A 24,797-nucleotide genomic window follows, 5' to 3' on the forward strand; every position below is an offset into this window, starting at 1 on the left:
AGACTGGCCCGTCATCCCCGCGTGCGCCGGGATGACGGGGCCCGGTGCGCCGTCAGAACGTCAGCGACACGCCCGCAATCGGCCCCTTGAAGCGCTGGTCCAGTCCGAGCGAGCCATCGCGGCCACCGCGCGTGGCGTCGAGCTTGAACCAGTCGTAGCCGGCGAACACGCCGAACACCGGCGTGAAGCGGTACTCCACCACCGCGTTGGCGCGGGTGATGCTGCCGTCGTAGTTGTCGAAGTTGCCCCAGTCGGCATCCAGGTACTGGCCCTGGAGATTGATCAGCCAGTGCTCCGAAGGCGTGACGGTAAAGCGTGCGCCGACCACCGGCGCATAGCCGTCCTCGCTGGAGCTGTCGCGAAACCGGTCCGGGCCTGCCTCCGCGAGCAGCGTCCCTTCGAGCTTGGCCCATTCGGCGCCGATCTGCAGGCCCAGCTCGAACGTGTCGGTGTCGACCACGGCGTAGTCGTACATCAGGCTGGCCAGGGTGAACTCGACCTCGGCGCGAGCGAAGCTGCCGGCAGGCAGTGTCACGTCGTCAAACGACAGGTCGTTGTTGAGCGTGGCGGTCTTTTCCTTGTCGTACTGGAAGTAGTCGAAGACCAGCCGTTGGCGGTCGCTGAAACGGAACGTGCCATCCAGGCGCGGCACGATTTCATCGCTGCCGAAATCGAAGTCCTGGCTGTAGCGCAGGTCCTGGCCCATGAACTGCGTACGCGCGCTCAGCTCGCTGGATGCGTCCGCGTCCATCGCGCCCAGGCGCAAAGTGAAACGATCGTTCTGCTGCGCATGCGCCGCATGGGTGTACATCGCTGCCGTCAGCGCGAGTGCAAGCAATGAAGGCAACGAAGGCGCGCGCAGCGAAGAAGTGGATCGTGGCATCAGTGATCTCCGGACAATCGAAGGAGTCATACCGATGCCGCACACGTCATACAGCGTGAGTGAAATCCATTACGTCGATCCGTAAAAAAGCGGTGCGCGTCACACTTGCATGCCGCACAAGGCGAAGCCCCGGTAGGGAGACCGGGGCTTCGGAGGGCCCACCGCAGCTTGCTTTGACGAGGAGTAGAGACTGGGCGGGCGATCCCTAGGTCGGACCGGCGGAATGGGGAAAGGTTCCGTCGCCCATGTGCCGGCTTGGCCGGCTGGTTGCCTGACTGCGCGCTATCAGGCCGTCACTACGGCGGCGTCGCCTGGCCGGTCCGCACTCCGGCGCTGTTCGATCCGCTTCCAGATCTTCTCGTGGAAGTGGAAGGCGACCGTGTTGCAGGCCGGTTCGACCAGGGCGAGCGCGCCGCCGACCCAGACGCTGCCCGTCATCAGGTAGCCAACCATGAATGCGACCGTGAAGTGGACCGCGGCGAAGCTGAGGGTCTTGGACATGACGTGCCTGCCAGATGAGAATGAGTCTCGATTCTGCACCCGGCAGGGGCGGAGTCAAATTCAATGTCGCAGTCGGTCCGATAGTGGCGGGCTATGGCAAGCCGGGGAGCCGCGCCAGGGTTACCTCGCAGGCGAATCTCCGCTCGTGCCGATGCCGCCACCCGGGCCGGAAGGGACGTCAGGCGAACCCGTCTCCGCCAACCTGAACAGGCCGCCGCCCCCGGCAAACGTGACTGGCGGCGGTTGCCGGGAACGCCGCCGACCTCTATACTTTTGCGGCTCTACCGGGCGCTTTGCGCCTGCCCCAGACCGACGAGTCCAGCGTGCACGATCCATTGTCCGCAGGTCGCCGGCTGGCGTCGCGCGCGACTGCCTGGCAGGCCGGCGCGGCAGCGCTGGTCGCGCTGGCCTTCCTCCCCTTCGGGGCGCCTTCGGCGCTGGCGGCGGCGGTCGGCGGTGGCGCGATCGTCGCGGGCAGTGTCGTAGCGGCCCTGATGGCCCTCGGAGGCGGTATCCAGCCGGCCGGGATGGCGGTGGGGCGGCTTCTGGCCGGGGTGATGTTGAAGTGGGTAGTGGTGTTTGCAGTTTTAACGCTCGGCCTCGCCGGGTTCAAGCTGCCGCCGTTGCCAATGCTGGTGGGAGTGCTTGCGGGAACGCTGGCATTCGTCCTGGCCAACCTTTTGAAACGATAGGTGTCTTTTCGTGAGTGAACAGACCGGTTCGGGCGGCCTGAACGAATACATCCAGCACCACCTCCAGCAGAACTCGGTCGAGTTCTTCGGCGGTGCGTTCCATATCGACACCTGGGCGGTGTCGCTGGTGCTGGGCCTGATCTTCATTACCTGGTTTGGTTACTTCGCGCGCAAGGCCACCTCGGGCGTGCCGGGCAAGGGCCAGGCCTTCGTCGAGCTGATCCTGGAGTTCATCGACGGCCAGGTGAAGGACAGCTTCCACGGCGACCGCCGCTCGCTGACCCCGCTGGCGCTGACCATCTTCATGTGGGTCGTGATGATGAACTGCATGGACCTGCTGCCGCTCGACGCGCCGTACACGGCGATCAAGCTGGCCGCCGGCGCCGATGTCGCGCACCACACCTATTTCCGTTGGGTCCCCACGGCGGACCTCAACACGACGCTGGCCATGTCGGTCGTCGTGTTCTTCCTGATCCTGTGGCATTCGGTGAAGGCCAAGGGCGGCTTCGGCTTCGGCAAGGAGCTGCTGACCGCGCCGTTCCACGCGCACGGCACCGGCACCAAGATCGCGCTGGCGCCGGCCAACCTGGGCCTCAACGTCATCGAGTACCTGGTCAAGCCGGTCAGCCTGGCAATGCGACTGTTCGGCAACATGTACGGCGGCGAGCTGGTGTTCATGCTCATCGCCGGCCTGCTCGGCGGCAGCCTGATCATGTTCGTGCCGGGCGTGCTGTTCAACGCTGCATGGGCGCTGTTCCACATCCTGATCGTGCTGCTGCAGGCCTTCATCTTCATGATCCTCACCGTCGTCTATATCGCCGGCGCGTACGAGAGTCACTGAGTCCGCTTTTGTTTTCGCTTCACCCTTCCGCGCTTTATCTATCCGTTAGTCCAACCAAAACGTTTCAGTAGGAGAAAACCATGGAATTCATCGCCAGTGTGCAGGGCCTGACCGCTATCGCGATCGGCATGATGGTCGGCCTCGGCGCTATCGGCGCTTGCCTCGGCATCGCGCTGATGGGCTCGAAGTTCCTTGAGTCGGCTGCCCGTCAGCCGGAGCTGGTGCCGATGCTGCAGGGCCGTATGTTCCTGCTGGCCGGCCTGATCGACGCGGCGTTCATCATCGCGCTGGCCGTCGGCCTGCTGTTCGCCTTCGGCAACCCGCTGCTGGGCGAAGTCAAGAATGCTGCTGCCGCCACCGCCGGCGCCGCGCATTAATCAGTTCGACGTTGTAGAAGCACCGGAGCCGTCCGCCAAGCGGACGGCTCTCCCGGGCATCACCGCCCGCAGCGCCCTATCGGAGCTGTCATGAATCTCAACATGACCTTCTTCGGCCAGATGATCACTTTCGCGATCCTGATCTGGTTCACGATGAAGTTCATTTGGCCGCCCCTCAACAAGGCGATCGAAGAACGACAACACAAGATTGCCGAGGGTCTGGCCGCTGCAGAGCAGAGCCAGAAGAACCTCGCGCAGGCACAGCAGAGCGTCGACGCCGAGCTGCGCACCGCCCGTACCAAGGCCAACGAGATCATCGAGCAGGCGCATCAGCGCGCCAATCAGATCATCGACCAGGCCAAGAACGACGCGATCGCAGAAGCCATCCGCCAGAAGGCGGTTGCCGATGCCGAGATCGCAGCCAGCGCCAATCGCGCCCGTGAGGAGCTGCGCAAGCAGGTCTCCACGCTGGCCGTGACCGGTGCCGAGAAGCTGCTCAAGCGCGAAATCGATGCCAACGCCCACAAGGCGCTGCTCGACGAGCTGGCCGCAGAAATCTGAGCTGAGCGATGACCCAGGCACTGACCCTCGCCCGTCCGTACGCCCGTGCCGCCTTCGCGCTGTCGCGTGAAAGCGGCCGCACTGCCGCATGGTCGCAGGCGCTCGCGTTCGCCGCCCGTGTGGCTGCCGATCCGCAGGCGCAGGCGCTGCTCGGCCATCCGCTGATCAATCCGGTCGACGCTGTCGGCCTGCTGGCGATGGACGGTGCCGAGGACAGCTTCACCCGCTTCCTCGGCCTGCTCGCCGACAACCGCCGCCTCGCCCTGCTGCCGGAAATCACCGGCCTGTTCGAGGAGCTGCGCGCCGATGCCGAGCGCGTGGTCAAGGCCAAGGTCACTGCTGCCAGCGAACTGCCGGCTGCCGAACTCGATGCCATCAAGGCCGCGCTGGTCAAGCGCTTCGGCCGCGATGTCGAGATCGAGACGGCGGTCGATGCCTCGCTGATCGGCGGCGCCGTGATCGACGCCGGCGAAGTGGTCATCGACGGCTCGCTCAAGGGCAAGCTCGCGCGCCTGCAGTCCACGCTCGCGCAATAACGAATTCATCTGCCGGCTTTCAATTTGTATTTCCGGGTAATACCGGATCAAGGGACCTAAACCCATGGCTACCACCCAGCTCAACCCGTCCGAAATCAGTGAACTGATCAAGACCCGCATCGAGAAGGTCAAGCTGACCGCCGAAGCGCGCAACGAAGGCACCGTCACCTCGGTCGCCGACGGCATCGTGCGCATCTACGGTCTGGCCGACGTGATGCAGGGCGAAATGATCGAGCTGCCCGCTTCTGATCAGGGCGCCGAGACCTTCGCACTCGCGCTGAACCTGGAGCGCGACTCGGTCGGCGCCGTGGTCCTGGGCGACTACGAACACCTGCGCGAGGGCGACGTGGCCAAGACCACCGGCCGCATCCTCGAAGTGCCGGTCGGTCCGGAACTGCTCGGCCGCGTCGTCAACGCGCTGGGCGAGCCGATCGACGGCAAGGGCCCGATCACCGCTTCGCTGACCGCTCCGGTGGAGCGCGTCGCCCCGGGCGTGATCTGGCGCAAGTCGGTCGACCAGCCGGTGCAGACCGGTTACAAGACCGTCGACTCGATGATCCCGATCGGCCGTGGCCAGCGCGAGCTGATCATCGGCGACCGCCAGACCGGCAAGACCGCCCTGGCCATCGACGCGATCATCAACCAGAAGGGCACCGGCATTAAGTGCGTGTACGTGGCGATCGGCCAGAAGGCCTCGTCCGTCGCCAACGTCGTGCGCAAGCTGGAAGAGAACGGCGCCATGGCGCACACCATCGTCGTTGCGGCGACGGCGTCCGAGTCGGCCGCGATGCAGTACATCAGCGCCTACTCCGGCTGCACCATGGGCGAGTACTTCCTCGACCGCGGCGAAGACGCCCTGATCGTGTACGACGACCTGTCCAAGCAGGCCGTGGCCTACCGCCAGATCTCGCTGCTGCTCAAGCGCCCGCCGGGTCGCGAAGCCTACCCGGGCGACGTGTTCTACCTGCACAGCCGCCTGCTCGAGCGCGCAGCCCGCGTGTCCGAGGAGTACGTCGAGAAGTTCACCGAAGGCAAGGTCACCGGCAAGACCGGTTCGCTGACGGCGCTGCCGATCATCGAAACGCAGGCCGGCGACGTCTCCGCGTTCGTCCCGACCAACGTGATCTCGATCACCGACGGCCAGATCTTCCTCGAGACCGACCTGTTCAACGCCGGCATCCGCCCGGCCGTGAACGCCGGCATCTCGGTGTCGCGCGTCGGTGGTGCGGCCCAGACCAAGATCATCAAGAAGCTTTCGGGCGGTATCCGTATCGCGCTTGCCCAGTACCGTGAGCTGGCTGCGTTCGCGCAGTTCGCCTCCGACCTGGACGAAGCCACCCGCAAGCAGCTCGAGCACGGCCAGCGCGTCACCGAGCTGATGAAGCAGAAGCAGTACGCGCCGATGTCGATTGCGCTGCAGGCGCTGACGATCTACGCCGTCAACGAGGGTTACCTCAACGACGTGCCGGTCAGCAAGCTGCTGGCGTTCGAAGCCGGCCTGCACGCGCACTTCGCCAACACCCAGGGCGAGCTGATCAGCAAGATCAACGCCTCGGGTGCCTGGAACGACGAGATCGAGGCGGCCTTCAAGCAGGGCATCGCCGAGTTCAAGCAGACCGGAACCTGGTAAGCGTGCACTGGTAAAGGGTTGCGACGGGCTCCGGCCCGTCTGCAGCAATGGCGGGCTCCGGCCCGCCCGATGATGAACCGAAAGCGAGCGATACATGGCAGGCGGCCGCGAAATCAAAACCAAGATCAAGAGCGTGCAGAACACCCGCAAGGTGACGCGCGCGCTCGAAATGGTCTCGGCATCCAAGATCCGCAAGGCGCAGGACCGGATGAAGGTCTCGCGCCCGTATGCGCGCGTGATGAAGCAGGTGATCGGTCACCTGGCCCAGGCCAACTCCGACTACCAGCATCCGTACCTGGTCGAGCGCCCGGACGTGAAGCGCGTCGGCTACATCATCGTGTCCTCCGACCGTGGCCTGGCCGGCGGCCTCAACAACAACCTGTTCCGCAAGCTGCTGGGCGAGTTCCGCAAGTGGCAGGAGCAGGGCGTCGAGATCGACGTGGTCACCATCGGCCAGAAAGCCTCGGTGTTCTTCCGTCGCATCAACGTCAACATGGTCGGTTCGGTCACCCACCTGGGCGACCACCCCAAGCTCGAGCAGCTGGTGGGCGTGATCAAGGTCATGCTCGACGGCTACAGCAGCGGTAACGTCGACCGCGTCTTCATCTGCTACAACGATTTCGTCAACACGATGACCCAGCGCGCGGCATTCGACCAGCTGCTGCCGCTGCCGGAATCGGACACGAAGGTCGCGCACCACGACTGGGACTACATCTACGAGCCCGACGCKGCGACCGTGCTTGAGCACGTGCTGACCCGTTACGTCGAGTCGCTGGTGTACCAGGCGGTGCTGGAAAACGTCGCCTCCGAGCATGCCGCGCGCATGGTCGCGATGAAGGCCGCTTCGGACAACGCCACCAAGCTGATTGGCACGCTGAACCTGGTCTACAACAAGGCCCGCCAGGCTGCGATCACCCAGGAAATCTCGGAAATCGTCAGCGGTGCCGCCGCGGTCTGACCGCGCCGGCACAGCCATCACCAATCCCGCGGGCGCGATAGTCGCGACTGCACACCAGCTTTAAAGTTACGAGGAAACCACCATGAGTCAGGGCAAGATCGTTCAGATCATCGGCGCGGTCGTCGACGTCGAGTTCCCGCGCGAGTCCGTGCCGCGGGTGTACGACGCGCTGAAGGTCGACAACACGCAGATCACGCTCGAAGTGCAGCAGCAGCTTGGCGACGGCGTCGTGCGCACCATCGCGCTCGGCTCGACCGACGGCCTCAAGCGCAACCTGGTGGCCAACAACACCGGCAAGGGCATCTCGGTGCCGGTCGGCGCCGGCACCCTGGGCCGCATCATGGACGTGCTGGGTCGCCCGATCGACGAGGCTGGCGAAGTCGCCGCTTCGGCGCATTGGGAGATCCACCGTTCCGCTCCGTCGTACGAGGACCAGTCCTCGGGCAACGACCTGCTCGAAACCGGCATCAAGGTCATCGACCTGATGTGCCCGTTCGCGAAGGGCGGCAAGGTCGGCCTGTTCGGCGGCGCCGGCGTCGGCAAGACCGTCAACATGATGGAACTGATCAACAACATCGCCAAGGCGCACTCGGGTCTGTCCGTGTTCGCTGGCGTGGGTGAGCGTACCCGTGAGGGCAACGACTTCTACCACGAGATGAAGGACTCCAACGTCCTCGACAAGGTGGCGATGGTGTACGGCCAGATGAACGAGCCGCCGGGCAACCGCCTGCGCGTCGCGCTGACCGGCCTGACCATGGCCGAGTACTTCCGCGACGAGAAGGACGCCTCGGGCAAGGGCCGCGACGTGCTGCTGTTCGTCGACAACATCTACCGCTACACGCTGGCCGGTACCGAAGTGTCGGCACTGCTGGGCCGCATGCCGTCGGCCGTGGGCTACCAGCCGACGCTGGCCGAGGAAATGGGCGTCCTGCAGGAGCGCATCACCTCGACCAAGTCCGGTTCGATCACCTCGATCCAGGCCGTGTACGTGCCCGCGGACGACCTGACCGACCCGTCGCCGGCGACCACCTTCGCCCACCTCGACGCCACTGTCGTGCTGTCGCGAAACATCGCCTCGCTGGGTATCTACCCGGCCGTCGATCCGCTCGACTCGACCTCGCGCCAGCTCGATCCGAACGTGATCGGCCTGGAGCATTACGAAGTCGCGCGCAAGGTCCAGTCTACCCTGCAGAAGTACAAGGAACTGAAGGACATCATCGCGATCCTCGGCATGGACGAGCTGTCGGAAGAAGACAAGCAGGCCGTGTCGCGCGCGCGCAAGATCGAGCGCTTCTTCAGCCAGCCGTTCCACGTCGCCGAAGTCTTCACCGGTTCGCCGGGCAAGTACGTCGCGCTGAAGGACACGATCCGCGGCTTCAAGGGCATCGTCGAAGGCGAGTACGACCACCTGCCGGAGCAGGCGTTCTACATGGTCGGCAGCATCGAGGAAGCGGTCGAGAAGGCCAAGAAGATCGCAGGCTGACCGGAGATTCCCATGGCATCCACCATTCGTTGCGACATCGTCAGTGCCGAGCAGGAAATCTTCCACGGCGAAGCCGAGCTGGTGGTCGCCACCGGTGAAATGGGCGAGCTGGGCATCGCGCCCAAGCATGCGCCGCTGATCACCCGCCTCAAGCCGGGCAAGGTCGTGGTGACCCTGCCGGGCGGCGAGCACCTGGACTTCGCCATCTCCGGCGGCATCCTCGAGGTGCAGCCGACCGTGGTGACGGTGCTGGCCGACACCGCCGTGCGCGCCCAGGACATCGACGAAGCCGCTGTCCGCGCCGCCAAGGAAGAAGCCGAGCGGATCCTGTCGAAGAAGGATCCGAAGATGAGCATGGAAGAAGCCCAGAACCAGTTGGCCATGAGCATCGCCCAGCTCAGCGCGCTCGAGCGCCTGCGCAAGAACATGAAGCACTGAGTGTCCAAGCCGGTCCGCGCTGCGGATCGTCGATCGACCCGAGAACGCCGGCCCAGTGCCGGCGTTTTTCGTTATTCGTTAACGCCAAACCTGAACGCCGGACCTCAGCGACGATAGACCCAGTGGCGCGACAGCACGAACTGCAGCGCCGCCAGGCCAAGGTCGATGACCGGCTTGGCCAGCCACGCCCAGTGCAGGCCGACGAGCCGGTCGACATGGGCCACGCCCCAGGTGCTGACGATGGTGGTGAGCACCCACATCACCAGGAATCGCGCGAACTGGCGGCGCCCCACCGCGGTCTCGGCGCTGGCGAAGGTGTAGCGGCCATTGAGCCAGAACCCGAGCAGCGCGCCGCCGACGCGACCGCACAGGTTGGCCGGCACAACCGCCAGGCCAAGCGCACTGAGCGCGACGAACGTTGCCCAGTCCACGAGCAGTTGCACCACGCCGATGACGAAGTAACTGCCGCCCTGGCGGAGGAGCGTCGAGTCGCGGAAGGGATTTCGCATGGCGCGATTCTAGGCATGATGCCGTCCCGCGCGCAGTGGCGGGGCGCGTTCGCCCGGCTGGGCTCACCCCGGAAGCCCGGCGGCCGGGCGCCCGCGGGGATTGCTAAGATTGACCCGGAGCGCCACTGGCGCAGCAATCGAACGGGATTTCGCATGAGCCAGTTGCACGTCGTCATCCTCGCCGCGGGCGAGGGCAAGCGGATGAAGTCGGCCACGGCCAAGGTGCTGCAGAAGATCGCAGGACGGCCGATGCTGGCGCATGTCATCGACACGGCACGCGGCCTGGGCGCCGACGGCATCCATGTCGTCTATGGCCATGGTGGCGAGCAGGTCCGCGCCGCCTTCTCAGACCAGACCGACCTGCACTGGACCGAACAGGAGCAGCGCCTGGGCACCGGCCACGCCCTGCAACATGCCATGCCCGCGGTGCCGCAGGATGCGCGCGTGCTCGTGCTCTACGGCGACGTGCCGCTGATCACGCAGGACACGCTGCAGCACCTGCTGGCGGCGCCGGGCCGGATCGCGGTGCTGGTCGCCGATCTCGACGACCCGAGTGGTTACGGCCGCATCGTCCGCGATCCGCAGGGCCGCGTCGGCCGTATCGTCGAGCACAAGGATGCCGACGACGAACTGCGCGCGATCCGCACCGTCAACACCGGCATCCTCGTCGCCGACGGCGAGGCGCTGCGCGGCTGGCTGCAGCACCTGGGCAACGACAACGCCCAGGGCGAGTACTACCTCACCGACGTGTTCGCTTCTGCCGCGGCCGAGTTCAACGCGGCCGAGATGGTGCACGTGCGCGATCCGCTCGAAGTCGAAGGCGCCAACGACCCCTGGCAGCTGGCGCAGCTCGAGCGCGCCTTCCAGCGCCGCGCCGCGCGTGCGCTGTGCCTGCAGGGCGCGCGCCTGGTCGATCCGGCCCGCTTCGACCAGCGCGGCGAGGTGACGGTCGGCCAGGACGTGGAGATCGACGTCGACGTGGTGCTCGAAGGCCGCGTCGAACTGGGCGACGGCGTGCGCATCGGCCCGTTCTGCCGGCTCAAGGACGTGCGCCTTGGCGCCGGCACCGAGATCCGCGCGCACTGCGACCTCGATGGCGTGGTGGTCGAAGGCGCGGCGCAGATCGGTCCGTACTCGCGCATGCGCCCGGGCACCGTGCTCGCCGATGGCGTGCACATCGGCAACTTCGTCGAAACCAAGAATGCGCGCATCGGCGTGAGCAGCAAGGCCAATCATCTGAGCTACATCGGCGATGCGGTGATCGGCAGCGGCGTCAATGTCGGCGCCGGCACCATCACCTGCAACTACGACGGCGCCAACAAGTCAACCACGATCATCGAGGACGGCGCCTTCATCGGCTCCAATTCGTCGCTGGTGGCACCGGTGACGATCGGCAAGGACGCGACCATCGCCGCCGGTTCGGTGATCACGAAGAATGCGCCGGACGGACAACTGAGCGTGGCGCGTGCGCGGCAGATGGCGGTCGAGGGTTGGGTGCGGCCGAAGAAGCAGCCGAAGCACTAAACGCGAGATGGGCTCGCATCGACGCAGCTGACGCCGATGCCGAAACGAGTGGCTCAATCAGCTCGAGTGGCGTTACCACTGCGTGTCATCGCGTCGGACAGGCTCGAACGCGCCCGCAAGGAACGCGCCGACCGGTATTTCAGACCGATCCTATAGTTCTGACCCACAGCGCGCTGGCACTGTTCGCGCTCGTGGTGGCACCGCGCCAGAAGGCGTCTTGCCGGAGTCCGGATTTGGGGGTCGGTCGTGACGCGTGTGACATGGAAGCCGCTGCGTCGGCAGTATTTGCAGTGTCTGTTTTTCGGACTGCTCGTGCCTGTGGCCGTCGTCCGGGCGCAGGTTTCCCCGTCCCAGCAGGAATTACTGCGGCAGCAGGAACGGGAACGAGTGCTGCGCGAGGAGCACGAGCCCTCGCCGGACGCCCGGTTGCCGTCTGGTTCCGGCCGCATCGTGTTCGAACCGCTGCCCAGTAGCGAGCACCCGTGCTTCCCGATCCACCAGATCGCACTGGTGGGTGAGGACGCAAAGCTCTTCGCCTGGGCATTGCGGGCCGCCGATCCTCCGCAGGACCCTTCCGTGGGCAGCTGCCTTGGCACGCAAGGCGTGGGCCTGGTGATCAAGCGTGTGCAGAACGCGATAGTTGCGCGCGGCTTCGTGACCACGCGCGTCCTGGCTTCGCCGCAGGACCTGGCCGACGGCGAACTGGAGTTGACGGTGGTGCCGGGCCGCATTCGCGCCGTCCGCTTTGCCGACGGCACCGACTCGCGCGCAACGTGGTGGAACGCAGTGGCGGCCGAGCCTGGCGACCTGCTGAATCTGCGCGACATCGAGCAGGCGCTGGAAAACTTCAAGCGTATCCCAACGGTGGAGGCGAATATCCAGATCGTCCCAGCTGACGGCGACGATGCGCGGCCGGGCGAGAGCGATCTGGTGATCGCCTGGAAACAGGTGTCCCCGTTACGCTTCGGCCTCACGCTGGACGACTCCGGTGGCAAAGCGACAGGCAAGCTACAGGGCGCAGCCACGCTGTCGCTCGACGACTGGTGGCTGCTCAACGACCTCTTCTACGTCAACGTCGGACACGACGTGGCAAACGGCGCGGGCAAAGGCACGCGAAGCTGGACGGCGCATTACGACGTGCCGGTCGGGTACTGGTTGCTCGGCGCCACCGCCAGCAGTTACGACTACCGGCAGGACGTGGTCGGGCCCTTTGAGACCTACACCTACGCCGGCAGCAGCGACAACGCCGAGCTGCGTGCGGCGAGAATGCTGTTCCGCAACGCCCGTATGAAGCTGGGCGCCTATGGCCTTGGCTGGGTGCGCGAGTCGAAGAACTTCGTTGACGACACCGAGATCGAAGTGCAGCGCCGACGCATGGCGGGTTGGGCAGTGGGTCTGACCTACAAGCAGTTCATGGGCACCTCGACGCTGGACGCGAGTGCCGGGTACAAGCGGGGCACGGGAGCCTTCGGCGCACTGCAATCGCCCGAAGAACGCTTCCATGCAATCGACCCGAGCGCGCCGCTGGAAGGCACCTCGCGTCCGCGGATCATCACCGCCGATCTCACGCTCAACGTTCCGTTCGAACTCGGCGCGCAGCGGCTGCGCTACACCGGTAGCTGGCGCGCGCAGTGGAATCGCACGCCCCTGGTGCCGCAGGACCGCTTCGCGATCGGCGGGCGCTACACCGTTCGCGGTTTCGACGGCGAACTGTCGTTGACGGGCGAGCGCGGCTGGACAGTGCGCAACGACTTCGCCCTGGCGCTCGGCGGTGGCCAGGAACTGTATCTGGGGCTGGACTACGGCCAGATCGGCGGTCCGGCCACGCAGTGGCAACTGGGTGACCACCTGGCCGGCAGCGTGATCGGTCTGCGCGGCGGCCTGGGCCGTGGCTACTGGGACGTGTTCGTCGGTGCGCCGATCAGCAAACCCGATGGTTTCCAGACCACCGTCACCGCGCTCGGCTTCAGCCTGGGCTGGCAGTACTAAGGCGTCGAAGCAGCGTTGGCGCCACGTTAGCGCCGTGTGGTGCCGCGGACGCGAGCATCGAAGAACAAGCAGCAGGGAAGCAGCGCAATGAACCGCATCTACCGTCTCGTCTTCAATCACGCCCTGGGTCTGTGGCAGGTGGCCTCGGAGCTGGTGCAGTCGCCTCGTGGAGGGGCCACCCCTGGCAGTGGAGCGGTGGTGGGAACCGTTCCGAGGTTGCGCTTCGCGCTGTGGTGCGCGTTGGGTCTGGTGGGTCTGGCGGCAACGCTGGATGTGCCGTCGGCGCATGCGCAGGATGCCAGCAGGATTCGGGTCGACCGCGGCGCACCGGGCAACCAGCGCCCCAGCGTGGTGGAAGCGCCCAGCGGCGCGCCACTGATCAACATCACCACGCCCAGCGCGGCGGGCGTGTCGCGCAACGCGTACTCGCAGTTCGACGTCGGCACGCAGGGCGCCATCCTCAACAACTCGCGAAGCGGGGCGCAGACACAGCTGGGCGGCCAAGTGCCGGGCAATCCGTGGCTGGCCACGGGCACGGCCAGGGTGATCCTCAACGAAGTCAACGGCCCGGCCAGCCGCCTGAACGGATATATCGAAGTGGCTGGCGATCGGGCTGCTGTGGTGATCGCCAATCCCGCCGGCATTCAGGTCAACGGCGGCGGCTTCATCAATGCGGACCGCGCGACGCTCACCACCGGCAAACCGATCGTCACCGGTGGCGCGCTGGAAGGCTATCGCGTGGAAGGCGGTGCGATCCGGTTGGACGGCGCCGGCCTGGATGCGTCGCGCCAGAACTACACCGACGTCATCGCGCGTTCGGTCGAAGCCAATGCGGGCCTGTGGGCAAACCAGCTACAGGTCACCACGGGTGCCAACACAGTCAGCGCCGACCACACACAGGTCCGCGCGATGGCAACTGGTACCGCCGCGCCCAACTACGCGCTCGACGTCAGCGCGCTGGGCGGCATGTACGCCAACAAGATCCGGTTGCTCGGAACCGAGCACGGATTGGGCGTGCGCAACGCCGGTACGATCGGCGCGCTGGCGGGTGAACTGACGATCTCGGCCGACGGCCATCTGCAGAACACTGGCAAGCTGCAGGCGCAGACCAACACGCGAGTCGATGCGACAGGCGGCGTAACCAACGCCGGGCTGATCAGCGCCGGACGCGAGGCGGCGATCCGCACCACGCTGGCGCTGGACAACAGCGGCGGAACGCTCAACGCACAGCGCATCCAGATCGAAGCGGCCGCGCTGAAGAACCGCGACGGCGCGATCGAGCAGACGGGCCTGCAGGGCCTGGCTTTGAGCGCAACCAACGTGAGCAACCGCGATGGCGGCCGCATCGGACTGGCGGAGGCATCCGACGGTGGGAGCGGGGGTTCCAGCGGCGGCGGCGGCACCGGCGGCAATGGCGGAACCGGCAGCACCGGCGGTTCAAGCGGCGGCGACCAGAGCGGTGGCAGCGTGGTGCTGCCCTTGCCCGAGCCCATGGCCAGCGGCGCGTTGACCATTGCCGGTGCGCTCGACAACGATGGTGGCCGCATCAACGCCGGGGGCGGCGTGCAGCTGACCACCGTCACGGGCATCGCCAACGACGGCGGTCACCTGGGCCTGCGCGAGCTGACCATCACCCAGGGCGAGCTGAGCAACAACGGCGGCGAACTGACGGTAACCGACGGCGCCCACGTGCAAGCCCAGCGCATCGCCAACGACGGCGGCCGGTTCGAGGTCGGCGGCGCCCTGGACCTGCAGGCGGCGACCATCAGCAACCGCGCCGGCACGATCAGCCACAGCGGCACGGGCGATGCCCTTGTCCAGGCAGGGATGTTCGACAACAGCGACGGCAAGCTGATCGCCAATGCCGCGCGCGTGGATCTGTCTGGCGACGTGGTCGTCAACGAGCGCGGCCGCATCGAACATGCTGGCAACGCCGGGTTCACCCTGACCGCGGGCACGTTGCGCGGCAGCCAGGGCGTCGTCATTACCAACAGCGCGGCCACGGTGAAGGCAGGCACCGCCGACCATCGCAGTGGCACCCTCAGCGCGGTGCAGCTCAGCCTGGACGCCAACGACTTCGACAACCGCGGCGGCACCGTGGTCGCGACGGGCGCGGACGGCAACACGCTGGCCGCGACCGGCACGCTGGACAATGGCGATGGCGGCACCGTCGCCGGTAATGGCGACCTGACGATCAGCGCCGGTACGCTCGGCAACGCCGGCGGTACGGTCCAGCAGGCCGGCACCGACAACACGCTGGCGATCAACGCCGCCACGCTCGAAGGCGCCGGCGGCACGCTGACCAGCAACGGCGCGCTGACGCTTACCGGCACGACGACGAACCTGCGCGATGGCAGCACCAGCGCGCGACGCATCGACATCGACACCGGGCGACTGGTTACCGCTGGCGGCAAGTTGACGGCCACTGGCGCGGCTGCGCTGTCGATCAGCGCCCGCGACGGCATGGACAACAGCGCGGGCAGGATCGAAACCAACGGTGCCATCCAGCTTGAGGCGAAGGCGTTGGAGAACACCGCGGGCTCGATCATCGCCGCCGGCGCCGATGCCTCCGGTATTCGCGTCGAGAACCGGCTCGACAACACCGCCGGCACGTTGGCCAGCGGCGGCGCATTGCGCGTACAGGCGGACACGCTGATCAACCGCGACACGCGTTCGGCCGAAGGCGAAACGGCATCGACCGGTATCCAAGCCGCCACGCTCGATGTGCAGGCCGCGCAGATCGACAACCACCACGGCCAGATCAGCGCCGCAGACACCGCGTCGGTGAAGGCCGCCACGCTCGACAACACCAGCGGTTCGGTGACCGCCGCCAACACCTTGACGATCGATGCCACCACGATCGTCGGCAGCGACGGCACGCTTGGCAGCAACGGCGCGCTTCACCTCACCAGCCAGACCATCGACCTGCGAGGCGGCTCCACGTTCGCCAAGGCCGTGCACATCGACACAGGCGCGCTGGTCACCGCGGGCGGCACGCTCAGCGCCATCGGCACCGATACGTTGCGCATCGCCGCGCGCGATGTGCTGGACAACACCGCCGGCACGATCGCCAGCAACGGCGCGATCGCCCTGGATGTCGGCACGACGGACAGCGGCACCTGCAGCGGCGGCAGAGTTCACGTCCGAGGCGACGGCTGCGGCGTGCTGAGCAACGCCAACGGTGTCATCAGCGCGGCCGGCAGTGATGCCTCGCGGATCACCGCAACCGGCCGCCTCGACAACACCGCAGGCCTGATGGCCGCGAGCGGTGCACTTGAACTCACCGCCGGGGCGCTGATCAACCGCGACACTCAGGCCGCGGAGAGCGACGACGGCCAAAGCGCACCGTCGGCCCCGGGCAAAGGCATCCAGGCACGGTCCCTTGCCGTCACGTCGCACATTGTCGACAACCGCAACGGCCAGATGAGCGCTACCGATACGGTGTCGCTGAAGGCCGCCACGCTGGACAACACCAATGGTTCGGTAACGGCCGCCGGCGCCGTGGCGATCGATGCAACCACGCTTTCCGGCAGCGGCGGCACGATCGGCAGCTACGGCACCCTCAGCCTGACCGGCCAGATCACTGATCTAAGCGGCGCGACCACGTTCGCCAGGACCGTGCGCATCGACACCGGCACGCTGGTCAATGCCGGCGGCAAACTCAGTGCCACGGGCACCGATGCCCTGCGCATCAACGCGCGTGACCTGCTGGACAACACCCGCGGCACCCTCGCCGGCAACGGTGCGATCGATCTGACCGTTGGCACCACCAGCAGCGACGCCTGCGGCGATGCAACGGTGCACATGCAGGGCGACGGCTGCGGCATGTTGACCAATGCCGGCGGCGTCATCAGCGCGGCCGGCACGGACACCTCGCAGATCACCGCCACCGGCGGGCTCGACAACACCGCCGGCCTGGTGGCCGCCAGCGGCGCGCTCTCGCTGGACACCGCCGCGCTCAACAACCGCGACACCCGAGCTACCGTCCAAACGGCGGCCGCTACCGGTGTGTGGGCCGAAGATCTCACCATCACTGCCCGCACCATCGACAACACCCGGGGCCAACTGGGTACAAACGATGCGCTGTCGGTACGCGCCGAGACCGTCGACAACACCGACGGCGCCGTCACTGCCGGCAATACACTCACCGTCAATGCCGATTCCATAGCCGGTCCCCGGGGCACGTTGGGCGCAAACGGGGCGCTCACGGTCACCGGCAACACGATCGATCTGCGTGCTGGCACGACCACGGCCAGAGCGATCAGTGTGGACGCACGCGAGCTCACCACCGCCGAGGGCACGCTGACGGCCAGCGGCACCGGCGCACTGCGACTGAACGTGCGCGACCGCATTGACAACCGCGCCGGCACCATCGCCACCAACGGCGCCCTGCGAGTCGACGCCGCCGCGCTGCACAACGTCGATGGCACAATCCGCGCGGCCGGCGCGGACGCCAACGACCTGCGCATCGCTGGCCGCTTCGACAACACCCACGGCAAGCTGGCCACCGCTGGCGCCACGACGGTGACGATGGGGGATCTGCTCAACGCAGGCGGCCTGGTGCAGGCAGCCAGCGATGCCACGCTGGTGCTCGATGCCTCCGGCCACCTGGACAACAGCGCCGGCCGGGTGGTCGCCAATGGCGCCATCGACATGATGGCGCAGTCGCTCACCAATGCTGGCGGCACGGTGCAGACTCAGCAGGCCATCGCCGCCCGCTTGGACGGCACGTTGAACAACGACGGCGGAATCATCGTCGCCGGTGGCGATCTCACCGCCAACGCCGGCACGCTGCTCAACCGCGGCACCCGCGCGCCCAAGGCGGCCGGTGCCGGGACTGGCAGCCCGTCGATGCCGAACGGCCTGCTGGGTCAGCACGTCACGCTGCATGCCGACACCATCGACAACGCCCGCGGCCAGATCGTCGCCAACGATGCACTCACCCTGGCAGGCGCCACCCAAACCGGGACCACGCTGAACAACACCGGAGGTCTGCTCGACGGCGTCGGCACGACCATCATCTCGGCCACCGCGTTGGACAACACCGGTGGTCAGCTGGCGCAGCGTGGCGCGCAAGGCGCGCTCGCGCTGGATGTCACTGGCGTGCTCACCAACGCCAATGGCCTAATCGCCGCCGAAGGCACGGGCAATGTTCGTGCCGGCACCGTCGACAACCGCGCCGGCACCGTACTCGGCTCGCATGGGCTGACGCTCACCAGCAATGGCGACCTGCGCAACAACGGCGGAACCGTTCGCGCCGGTCAGGGTGACGATGAAACGACCGGGGCCGATGAGACCGTCATCGGCGCACTCACCCTGCGCGCTGGTGGCGCCCTCGACAACAGCGACGGCCTGATCGACGCCACCGGCGTGGCCGGCCTGACCGCCACCCGCATCGACAACGCGCGCGGCCAAGTGCTGACCGGACAGGCTGCCAGCGACACGCTCAGCGTGAGCACCGCCACGCTCAACAACCAGGCCGGCGTCATCGGCACCCGCGGCGGCGACCTGACCCTCGACGTCGCCGATATCGACAACCGCGCCGGCGGACGTCTTGTGGCCGACCGCGACCTCACGTTCCGCGCCAACCGCGTCGACAACAGCGGCGGCACCGTGTTCGCCGGTTCCAACTTCGGTTACGACAACGCCAGCGGCACTTTGGTGAATGCCGGCGGCCAGTTCGGCGCCGGCGGCACTGCGTCCCTCACGCTGGCCAACATCAGCACCACCGATGGCGGCCGCATCCAGGCCGGCACGGTCCGGTTGAACACGCCGATGCTGGATGTCAGCGGCGGCGAGGTGGTCGGCAATGAGGTGTACGCGCAACTGACCACGCTCACCGGCGCCGGCCGCCTGTATGGCGCACGGCTGCTGGACGTGGACTTCAGCGGCGACTTCACCTACGGCACGGGGCCGCGGCTTGAGAGCGATGTCCTGCTGGATCTGGCGGTGGCCGGCGCGTTCACCAACCTGGGCACGCTGCAGACAGCCGGCGAATTGGCGCTCAGTGCAACCAGTGTGATCAACCGGGGCGTGATCAACGCCAGCAACGCCGACGGTGGCGGTTACGCCAACATCACCGCCGGCAGCATCGACAACCGCCGCGGCGCCAGCCTCGAAGGCGATGAGCTGGAGTTGAGTGCCAGCGTCATCAACAACACCGGCGATATCGTCGGCGACTTTGTATCTGCCACGGCCGACACGCTGACCAACGGTCGGGACCTGGGCAACGCGCTGGCGGCGGTGAACTACGGCGAGGGCTACATCGGCGCGTCGCAGAGCCTGGACATCCGCGCCAATCGCCTGGCCAACCGCGATGGCGACATCTTCAGTGCAGGCGCCCTGTCCATTGGCGGTCGCGACTCGGCACGTGCGGTGGAAGTGGCGAACATCTCCGGCCGAATCCAGGCCGAAGGCAACGCCTGGATATCGGCCGACACGATCCGCAACGAGCGGCGCATGTTGGCGGTGGAGACCTACGAGCTGTCCGAGCAGGAGGCGTACGCGCTGAGTTCGCAGCACCGGTTCGACGAGTTGTATGCAGCCATGAGCCCGCAGGATCGCGCCGAACACGACCGGCTGGCGGCAAAGGCCATCAGAAGCGCGGCGGAAGATCAGCGCCTGTCGCAGCTGATTGCACAGATCGGTTGGGGCCGCGAGCAGGTCACCGACGCAATGTGGGCCGAGGCGGCCGCCGAGTACAACCGCATTGCGATCAACCAGTACCGAGCGGACGGCGGACGACTCGTCGGCGGCCCGGGCGGCGCCTGGGTACGCCAAGCGGATACCTACCGGACGGGGCAGCGACTGGATGAAGCCAACACCTCGGCCGAAAGTCTGATCGTTGCAGGTGGCGACCTGACGCTCGACAGCGGCGGGACCGTGCGCAATTACGCATCCACCATCGCTGCCGGCCGTGACCTGACCATCGCCGGCACGCAGTTCAATCCGGCTTCGCCCGATCCTGTCGTGGAGAACATTGCCGTGACGGGCCAGTACCAGGGCGAGCGGGCGACGACGGCGTGGTTCTTCGCGCCGTCCATCCAGGCGCAGTACCTGGACGGCGGCAGGTGGAGGAACACCGACGCCGATTTCAGCGTGACCACCACCCAGGCGCTGCTCACCGACGGTCCGGCCTTGGCCAACGCCCGAATCACCGCCGGCGGCACCGTCAGCATCAACGCAGGCAATGTCACCAATACCGCCGTCACCGGCGGTAGCGGGGCGGGTGCGTTGGACGGCGGCAACCTCAATGGCGCCGGCGGCACCGCGCTGGGCGCGGTCAACGGTGCACAGGCCGCGCGCGCGGACGCGGTGGACGGCACGGCCACCGACCGAATCCACGGCAGTGCCGCAGCCGGCTCCGCGCAGGGCGGCACTGTCGCCGGTGCCAACGGCCCGGGCGGCGCCGCCGGCGGCACCGTCACCGGTCGCGTGGACCCTGCCACGCAAGCCCCGCAGTTCATCGGCAGCGCAGAGCGCCCGCTGCCGGGCCTGGTCCCGGCCGACAACGGCATGTTCGACCTCAGCGCCGACCCGAACGCGAAGTTCCTGGTCACCACAGCGCCGCGCTTCGCCAGGGGCGGCCCGTGGGACGGGTCCGATTACCTGCTCAACGCACTGCGCACCGATCCCAACAACATCCACAAGCGCCTGGGCGACGGCTACTACGAGCAGCGCCTGGTCAACGATCAGATCCTGCAACTGACCGGCCGCCGCACATTGAACGGCGACGGCGATGCCAACGCGCAGTACCGCGCGTTGATGGACAACGCCGCCACCACGGCCGGCCGTCTGGGCCTGCAACTGGGCGCGCCGCTGACCACGGCGCAAATTTCCGCACTGGACAGCGACATCGTCTGGCTGGTCGAGCAGGAGGTGAACGGCCAGAGGGTGCTGGTGCCGGTGGTGTACCTGTCCAAAGCCACCGCCGAACGGCTGGCCGCACAGGGCGCGTTGATCGACGGCGACACGCTGGACATCAACGCGACCGGCACCGTGCGCAACGACGGCACGCTGTCGGCCAGCAAGGGCGCCTGGCTGAGCGCGGACAAGCTGATCAACGACGGCAAGATCAACGGCGGCGCGTTCACCGGCATTGCGACCCGCGGCGACACCGTCAACCGCGGCCGCATCGAAGGCAACGCGGTGGCCATCGATGCCGGCGGGAGCGTGATCAACACGGTCACCTTTGACGGCATCAACGCCAAGGCGGGCGTGATCAACGCCGGCACCGGTGGGCTGCAGATCGACGCCAAGGTCGACGTGATCAACCAGGGGCGGATGGCCAGCGCCGGCAATGCCGTCGTCACCGCCGGCCGCGACTACGTGCAGAACGCGGTAACCACCAACACGTCTGCCGTGACCGGCGTGCGCGCCGTTGCCGGCAGCCTGACCACCGGCGGCAGCGCCGTGGTCACTGCTGGGCGCGATGCCGTCATAGATCAGAGCGGGATCAAGGCCGGCCAGCATGCGGTCATAGCCGCGGGCCGAGACGCCATCTTCAACGCGGGCACTGCCGAAGCCGGTGGCAGCTTGGCCATCCGAGCCGGCGGCGGCCTGATCAGCTCTGCAGTCGTGGACACCAGTACGACCACGTCGGTTGAAAGACAGGGGAAGGCGACCACAAAGACAACGACCACGGACCAGACCGTTACCGGAAGCTCATTCCGCAGTGGTGGCGACCTGGTCCTGGAGTCTGAGGGAACGATGGTGCTGCAAAGCGCCGATTTGGAAGCCGGTGGACGTGCCCACTTGAAGGGAGAGAACGTCTACCTGCTAAGCACAATCGAGACGGACAGCAAGTCCGTCGATACCCAAAAGAAGGGCAGTGGCCTGTTCGGACGCGATAAGAGCAGTCAGGAAGAGACCACGAGCACCCGGGCCAACGTGACCAGCGTCAAGGCAAGCGGGGGGCTAACGATCGAAGCGGACGGCCGAGTCATTTCAGAGGCTGCAAATCTGGATGGCGGATCAGTCGGCGTGCTCCTGGCTGGCCGTGAAGGCGTGGCACTGCGCACTGTGGAGGAGCGCGACAGCTATCAACGGCAGTCGCAATCGGAAAGTTGGGCTTGGCAGTCGCACGACGATCGCGGTCGCATCGAAACCACGCAACGACAAGGTCAGATCACCGGTCCGCTGACGGTCCGTGGTGGCGAAACGATCATCGAGATCGGCCAGCGTGAAGGCGAAAGCATTGAAGCGGCCCTTCAGCGGCAGTCACAAGTGCCGGGGCAGGAATGGCTCTCGAGGTTGGACCCGAACAGTGCGCAGTTCCGAGGAACGGACGAGGCGCTGAAGGTTTGGCACGAGCATCAGGAAGGATTGAGCCCTGAGCTGGCCGCCATTGCGGCGGTCGCGCTTGCCATCTGGGTCGGACCGGCGGCTGCAGGTGCGGTCGGCGGTGGCTTCACGGGCGCAGTGGTGGGCGGCGCAGCCGCGGGAGCCGCCAGCAGTGCGGCAAATGCGGGTCTACAAGGCCGGGACGATTGGCTGGACGCCGCAGGGCAGGGGGCATGGACCGGCGCCCTGAGCGGCGGACTGTTCTATGGCGCCGGTACGTTGACCAATGGCTATGCCGCGGGAAGTTGGCAGAAGGTCGTTGCACACGGCGCGGCCGGCGGCATTGCGGACGTTGCCGGCGGCGGAAACTTTTGGAATGGCGCGCTGAGCGCGGGTCTGTCGGAAAGTGCCAGTCCATGGATCGATGCCAACTGGAGCAGTACCACGGGGCGCAGCGTTGTGCATGGTGGACTGGGCGCAGCCACGTCAGCGCTGACGGGAGGCGACAGTGGTGCAATACGCCAAGGTGCCTTGAACGGAGCGTTTGGCTATTGGTTCAACGAGCAGTTGCACTATGTGCGGGCGCCTGACGGACAGATGACCGTCGAATCGCCCGGCGAGCGCTATCCGGGGATGGCTAACGCTTTCGAGATGCTGCCGGGCGTGACGGCGCTAAGGTGCATGATCGATGGGTGTACTCCTTTCGAGCAGGCCCTCGCCGCCATGGACTTCACGGCCTTCAGGGTGATTGGTGAAGCCGGCGACGTAGCGGGTTTCGTGGGCAAGGAGGCAATGCGCGATGCCACAACCGCGGCAAGTGGAGCTGCACTCAAGTCCCAGCTAGTCGCCGAGGAGATCGCCAGGGGACATGCATTCGAGAAGCATGTATTGACGCAGGGGGAGTTTGCAGGGCTCGGAATTCGAACGGAGAAGCAGTTCGCCGAACATATCGAGAATGTAGTCAATAATCCATCGTCGGTGAGATATTACAGAGATGGGCGAATAGTCTACCTTCAGGAGAGCACTAGGACAGTGGTTGTTAGGAATCCAAACGCGGAAGGAACAGCGTTTCGCCCTGACGACTGGAATGACTACGTGTCACGACTCCCGAAAAGAGAAAGATCGTTTGATTGAGGAGTGGATATGAATCTTATAAATAACCGCGACGGAACGCTGTCGCTTCGACTGACGGAGACACAGCTGCTTGTTATGTTCTCTTGTATGCGTGAGATGTTCGCGGCGCTGGATAAAAGGTCATTTGATGCAAGAATCGGGGCGTCGGCTGATGATGTTGCCGGGATATCCGAGCAGCTTCTCGCGTTGATGGAAGCTGAAGGCATCGAACAATAGGTTTGTCAACGGACGTCCTGGCCAGGGGCCAGTGACCGCGGAACCTAGCTGAGCGCCGATACGCCTCCAATAAGGGTGCGATCCGCAGCGGTGAGTCTGTAAATTGAACTGTGTAACTGCGATTTGAGGCGATGTGGCCAGAGCCGCGAGGAGCAGTCGACGTCCCCCGCTTACAGTAGCGGTCTGATCTCGTCATCGGCTTTCGGTGGGATGAGCGTCTCCGACGCCAAGTGCCTGCGCGAGCTGGAGACGGAGAACGCCCGACTGAAGAAGCTGCTGGCGGAGTCGATGCTCGAGAACGAGGTGACCATTCACGGATAGGAACTGAGTGTGTCCTGCCGCATTGATGCTGTAATCCCAGCTCCGGATATCGGCCGGCGCTCGAATAGCGGCTACTGCAAGAAATACTCCCAGTCGAGGGCGTGCATTCCTTGATTGTCTTGATCAAAGAAGCATGCAGCCAGTGGTCAGGCGCTAGCGGCCTGGCCATCCCGAGCTCGAGTGGCTGCCGTCGAAGCTAACTTCCCATCCGCGTTGGTGTCGGCCACGCCACCACGAGCGTCCGGCACGCTCATGGCAGCGGAAGCAGCTTGGGTGCGCGAGCAACACCTGCCGCCGCCATCCGCAAGACTATTCACTCAGTCTGTCGAAGCGAATTTGCGCGAACTACTGGCAGACTGGCGACGATCGTCAGGGAAGTCTCAGATGGAAAGCGGGAGAGCAGACGACATCGTTGCGGCAATGATCGAGCTCGTCCCGCATGGGCAATCGTTGGCCGAGCGCAATCGGCGACGTCGACTGCAGGCGCGCGAGTCGAAGTTGTTGAGCTACATCGGCGGCGTATACGCCTATAGCGGATTCGTAACAATCGTCATGATGGTAACCGCCGTCTCGGCGGGAATCTACACCGAAGCAATTACGTTCGCGGTCACTCTCGGTGTCATTGCAAGCGTGGGCATTCACATGTGGCGACAGAAGCAGCTTCCGCTGTGGATTCTGCTGATGCCCTGTGTTGGCTATGTTGGAGCGTGCCTGTCGGAAAGCCGCGTGAACATCGCACTCTTGCTAAACCTCCCAGTACCGATCGCGGCCTTTCTCGCGTCGAGTGTCTGGAAGCAGCTCTATCCTGTGACGGTCGCGTCGGCTGACAGCATGCGTGCCGCTAATCCCGACCAGGCTATTGGATCCGGAGATGGAAAGTAGTCCACAGCCTCTCCCAGATGGCGTTGCGTCCCAAGCCTGG

17 protein-coding genes are annotated in these 24,797 nt (G+C 66.0%); 14 read left to right on the plus strand and 3 right to left on the minus strand.

What is annotated here, in order from left to right:
• Nucleotides 1-52 precede the first annotated feature (52 nt).
• Both AC1DER_RS08670 and AC1DER_RS08675 read right to left on the minus strand, forming a co-directional pair.
• A complete protein-coding gene (locus AC1DER_RS08670) occupies nucleotides 53-883 on the minus strand; it encodes a hypothetical protein (RefSeq protein WP_477244574.1) in 831 nt (276 codons plus the stop codon).
• Between the two features lie 285 nt (nucleotides 884-1,168).
• Entirely contained in the window at nucleotides 1,169-1,384 is a 216-nt protein-coding gene (locus tag AC1DER_RS08675; RefSeq protein ID WP_477244572.1) for a DUF2061 domain-containing protein, read from the minus strand.
• 323 nt (nucleotides 1,385-1,707) lie between these two features.
• On the opposite strand from AC1DER_RS08675, the gene AC1DER_RS08680 reads away from it, so the two are divergent.
• The 9 genes from AC1DER_RS08680 (at nucleotide 1,708) to AC1DER_RS08720 (ending at nucleotide 8,900) form a co-directional block, all read left to right on the plus strand.
• A complete protein-coding gene (locus tag AC1DER_RS08680; RefSeq protein ID WP_233264781.1) occupies nucleotides 1,708-2,076 on the plus strand; it encodes a hypothetical protein in 369 nt (122 codons plus the stop codon).
• Between the two features lie 10 nt (nucleotides 2,077-2,086).
• The gene (gene atpB / locus AC1DER_RS08685; protein ID WP_441816494.1) at nucleotides 2,087-2,917 is read left to right on the plus strand and encodes a F0F1 ATP synthase subunit A; all 831 of its coding nucleotides are present in this window, start codon (nucleotides 2,087-2,089) and stop codon (nucleotides 2,915-2,917) included.
• A gap of 80 nt (nucleotides 2,918-2,997) precedes the next feature.
• Nucleotides 2,998-3,294: a F0F1 ATP synthase subunit C gene (gene atpE / locus AC1DER_RS08690; protein WP_158732391.1), complete on the plus strand. Its 297-nt coding sequence runs from the start codon at nucleotides 2,998-3,000 to the stop codon at nucleotides 3,292-3,294.
• Nucleotides 3,295-3,384: 90 nt separating this feature from the next.
• Nucleotides 3,385-3,855, plus strand: a complete 471-nt coding sequence (locus AC1DER_RS08695; protein ID WP_477244569.1) for a F0F1 ATP synthase subunit B — start codon at nucleotides 3,385-3,387, stop codon at nucleotides 3,853-3,855.
• 8 nt (nucleotides 3,856-3,863) lie between these two features.
• On the plus strand, nucleotides 3,864-4,391 hold the full coding sequence (locus AC1DER_RS08700) for a F0F1 ATP synthase subunit delta (RefSeq protein ID WP_441816495.1): 528 nt from the start codon (nucleotides 3,864-3,866) through the stop codon (nucleotides 4,389-4,391).
• 64 nt (nucleotides 4,392-4,455) lie between these two features.
• Nucleotides 4,456-6,021 (plus strand): F0F1 ATP synthase subunit alpha, encoded by a 1,566-nt coding sequence (gene atpA, locus AC1DER_RS08705; protein ID WP_477244567.1) that lies wholly within the window; start codon nucleotides 4,456-4,458, stop codon nucleotides 6,019-6,021.
• A 94-nt stretch (nucleotides 6,022-6,115) separates the two neighbouring features.
• On the plus strand, nucleotides 6,116-6,979 hold the full coding sequence (gene atpG, locus AC1DER_RS08710; protein WP_441816497.1) for a F0F1 ATP synthase subunit gamma: 864 nt from the start codon (nucleotides 6,116-6,118) through the stop codon (nucleotides 6,977-6,979).
• A gap of 82 nt (nucleotides 6,980-7,061) precedes the next feature.
• Complete coding sequence (gene atpD / locus AC1DER_RS08715; protein WP_477244564.1) at nucleotides 7,062-8,462, plus strand: F0F1 ATP synthase subunit beta; 1,401 nt, start codon at nucleotides 7,062-7,064, stop codon at nucleotides 8,460-8,462.
• A gap of 12 nt (nucleotides 8,463-8,474) precedes the next feature.
• Nucleotides 8,475-8,900, plus strand: a complete 426-nt coding sequence (locus AC1DER_RS08720) for a F0F1 ATP synthase subunit epsilon (protein ID WP_441816499.1) — start codon at nucleotides 8,475-8,477, stop codon at nucleotides 8,898-8,900.
• 104 nt (nucleotides 8,901-9,004) lie between these two features.
• Here the strand turns inward: AC1DER_RS08720 and AC1DER_RS08725 are convergent, their stop codons facing one another.
• Entirely contained in the window at nucleotides 9,005-9,409 is a 405-nt protein-coding gene (locus AC1DER_RS08725; protein WP_477244562.1) for a GtrA family protein, read from the minus strand.
• A 153-nt stretch (nucleotides 9,410-9,562) separates the two neighbouring features.
• On the opposite strand from AC1DER_RS08725, the gene glmU reads away from it, so the two are divergent.
• From glmU to AC1DER_RS08750, 5 genes are all read left to right on the plus strand, one after another.
• Nucleotides 9,563-10,933, plus strand: coding sequence for a bifunctional UDP-N-acetylglucosamine diphosphorylase/glucosamine-1-phosphate N-acetyltransferase GlmU (gene glmU / locus AC1DER_RS08730; protein ID WP_477357868.1), 1,371 nt, complete (start codon nucleotides 9,563-9,565; stop codon nucleotides 10,931-10,933).
• Nucleotides 10,934-11,218: 285 nt separating this feature from the next.
• A complete protein-coding gene (locus AC1DER_RS08735) occupies nucleotides 11,219-12,922 on the plus strand; it encodes a ShlB/FhaC/HecB family hemolysin secretion/activation protein (protein ID WP_477244413.1) in 1,704 nt (567 codons plus the stop codon).
• An 87-nt stretch (nucleotides 12,923-13,009) separates the two neighbouring features.
• The gene (locus AC1DER_RS08740; RefSeq protein WP_477357871.1) at nucleotides 13,010-23,338 is read left to right on the plus strand and encodes a two-partner secretion domain-containing protein; all 10,329 of its coding nucleotides are present in this window, start codon (nucleotides 13,010-13,012) and stop codon (nucleotides 23,336-23,338) included.
• A 9-nt stretch (nucleotides 23,339-23,347) separates the two neighbouring features.
• The gene (locus AC1DER_RS08745) at nucleotides 23,348-23,554 is read left to right on the plus strand and encodes a hypothetical protein (protein ID WP_477244417.1); all 207 of its coding nucleotides are present in this window, start codon (nucleotides 23,348-23,350) and stop codon (nucleotides 23,552-23,554) included.
• 501 nt (nucleotides 23,555-24,055) lie between these two features.
• Nucleotides 24,056-24,757, plus strand: coding sequence for a hypothetical protein (locus tag AC1DER_RS08750; protein ID WP_477244419.1), 702 nt, complete (start codon nucleotides 24,056-24,058; stop codon nucleotides 24,755-24,757).
• The last annotated feature ends 40 nt before the right edge of the window (nucleotides 24,758-24,797 follow it).

The sequence above is a fragment of the Lysobacter sp. 05T417 genome (assembly GCF_056396405.1).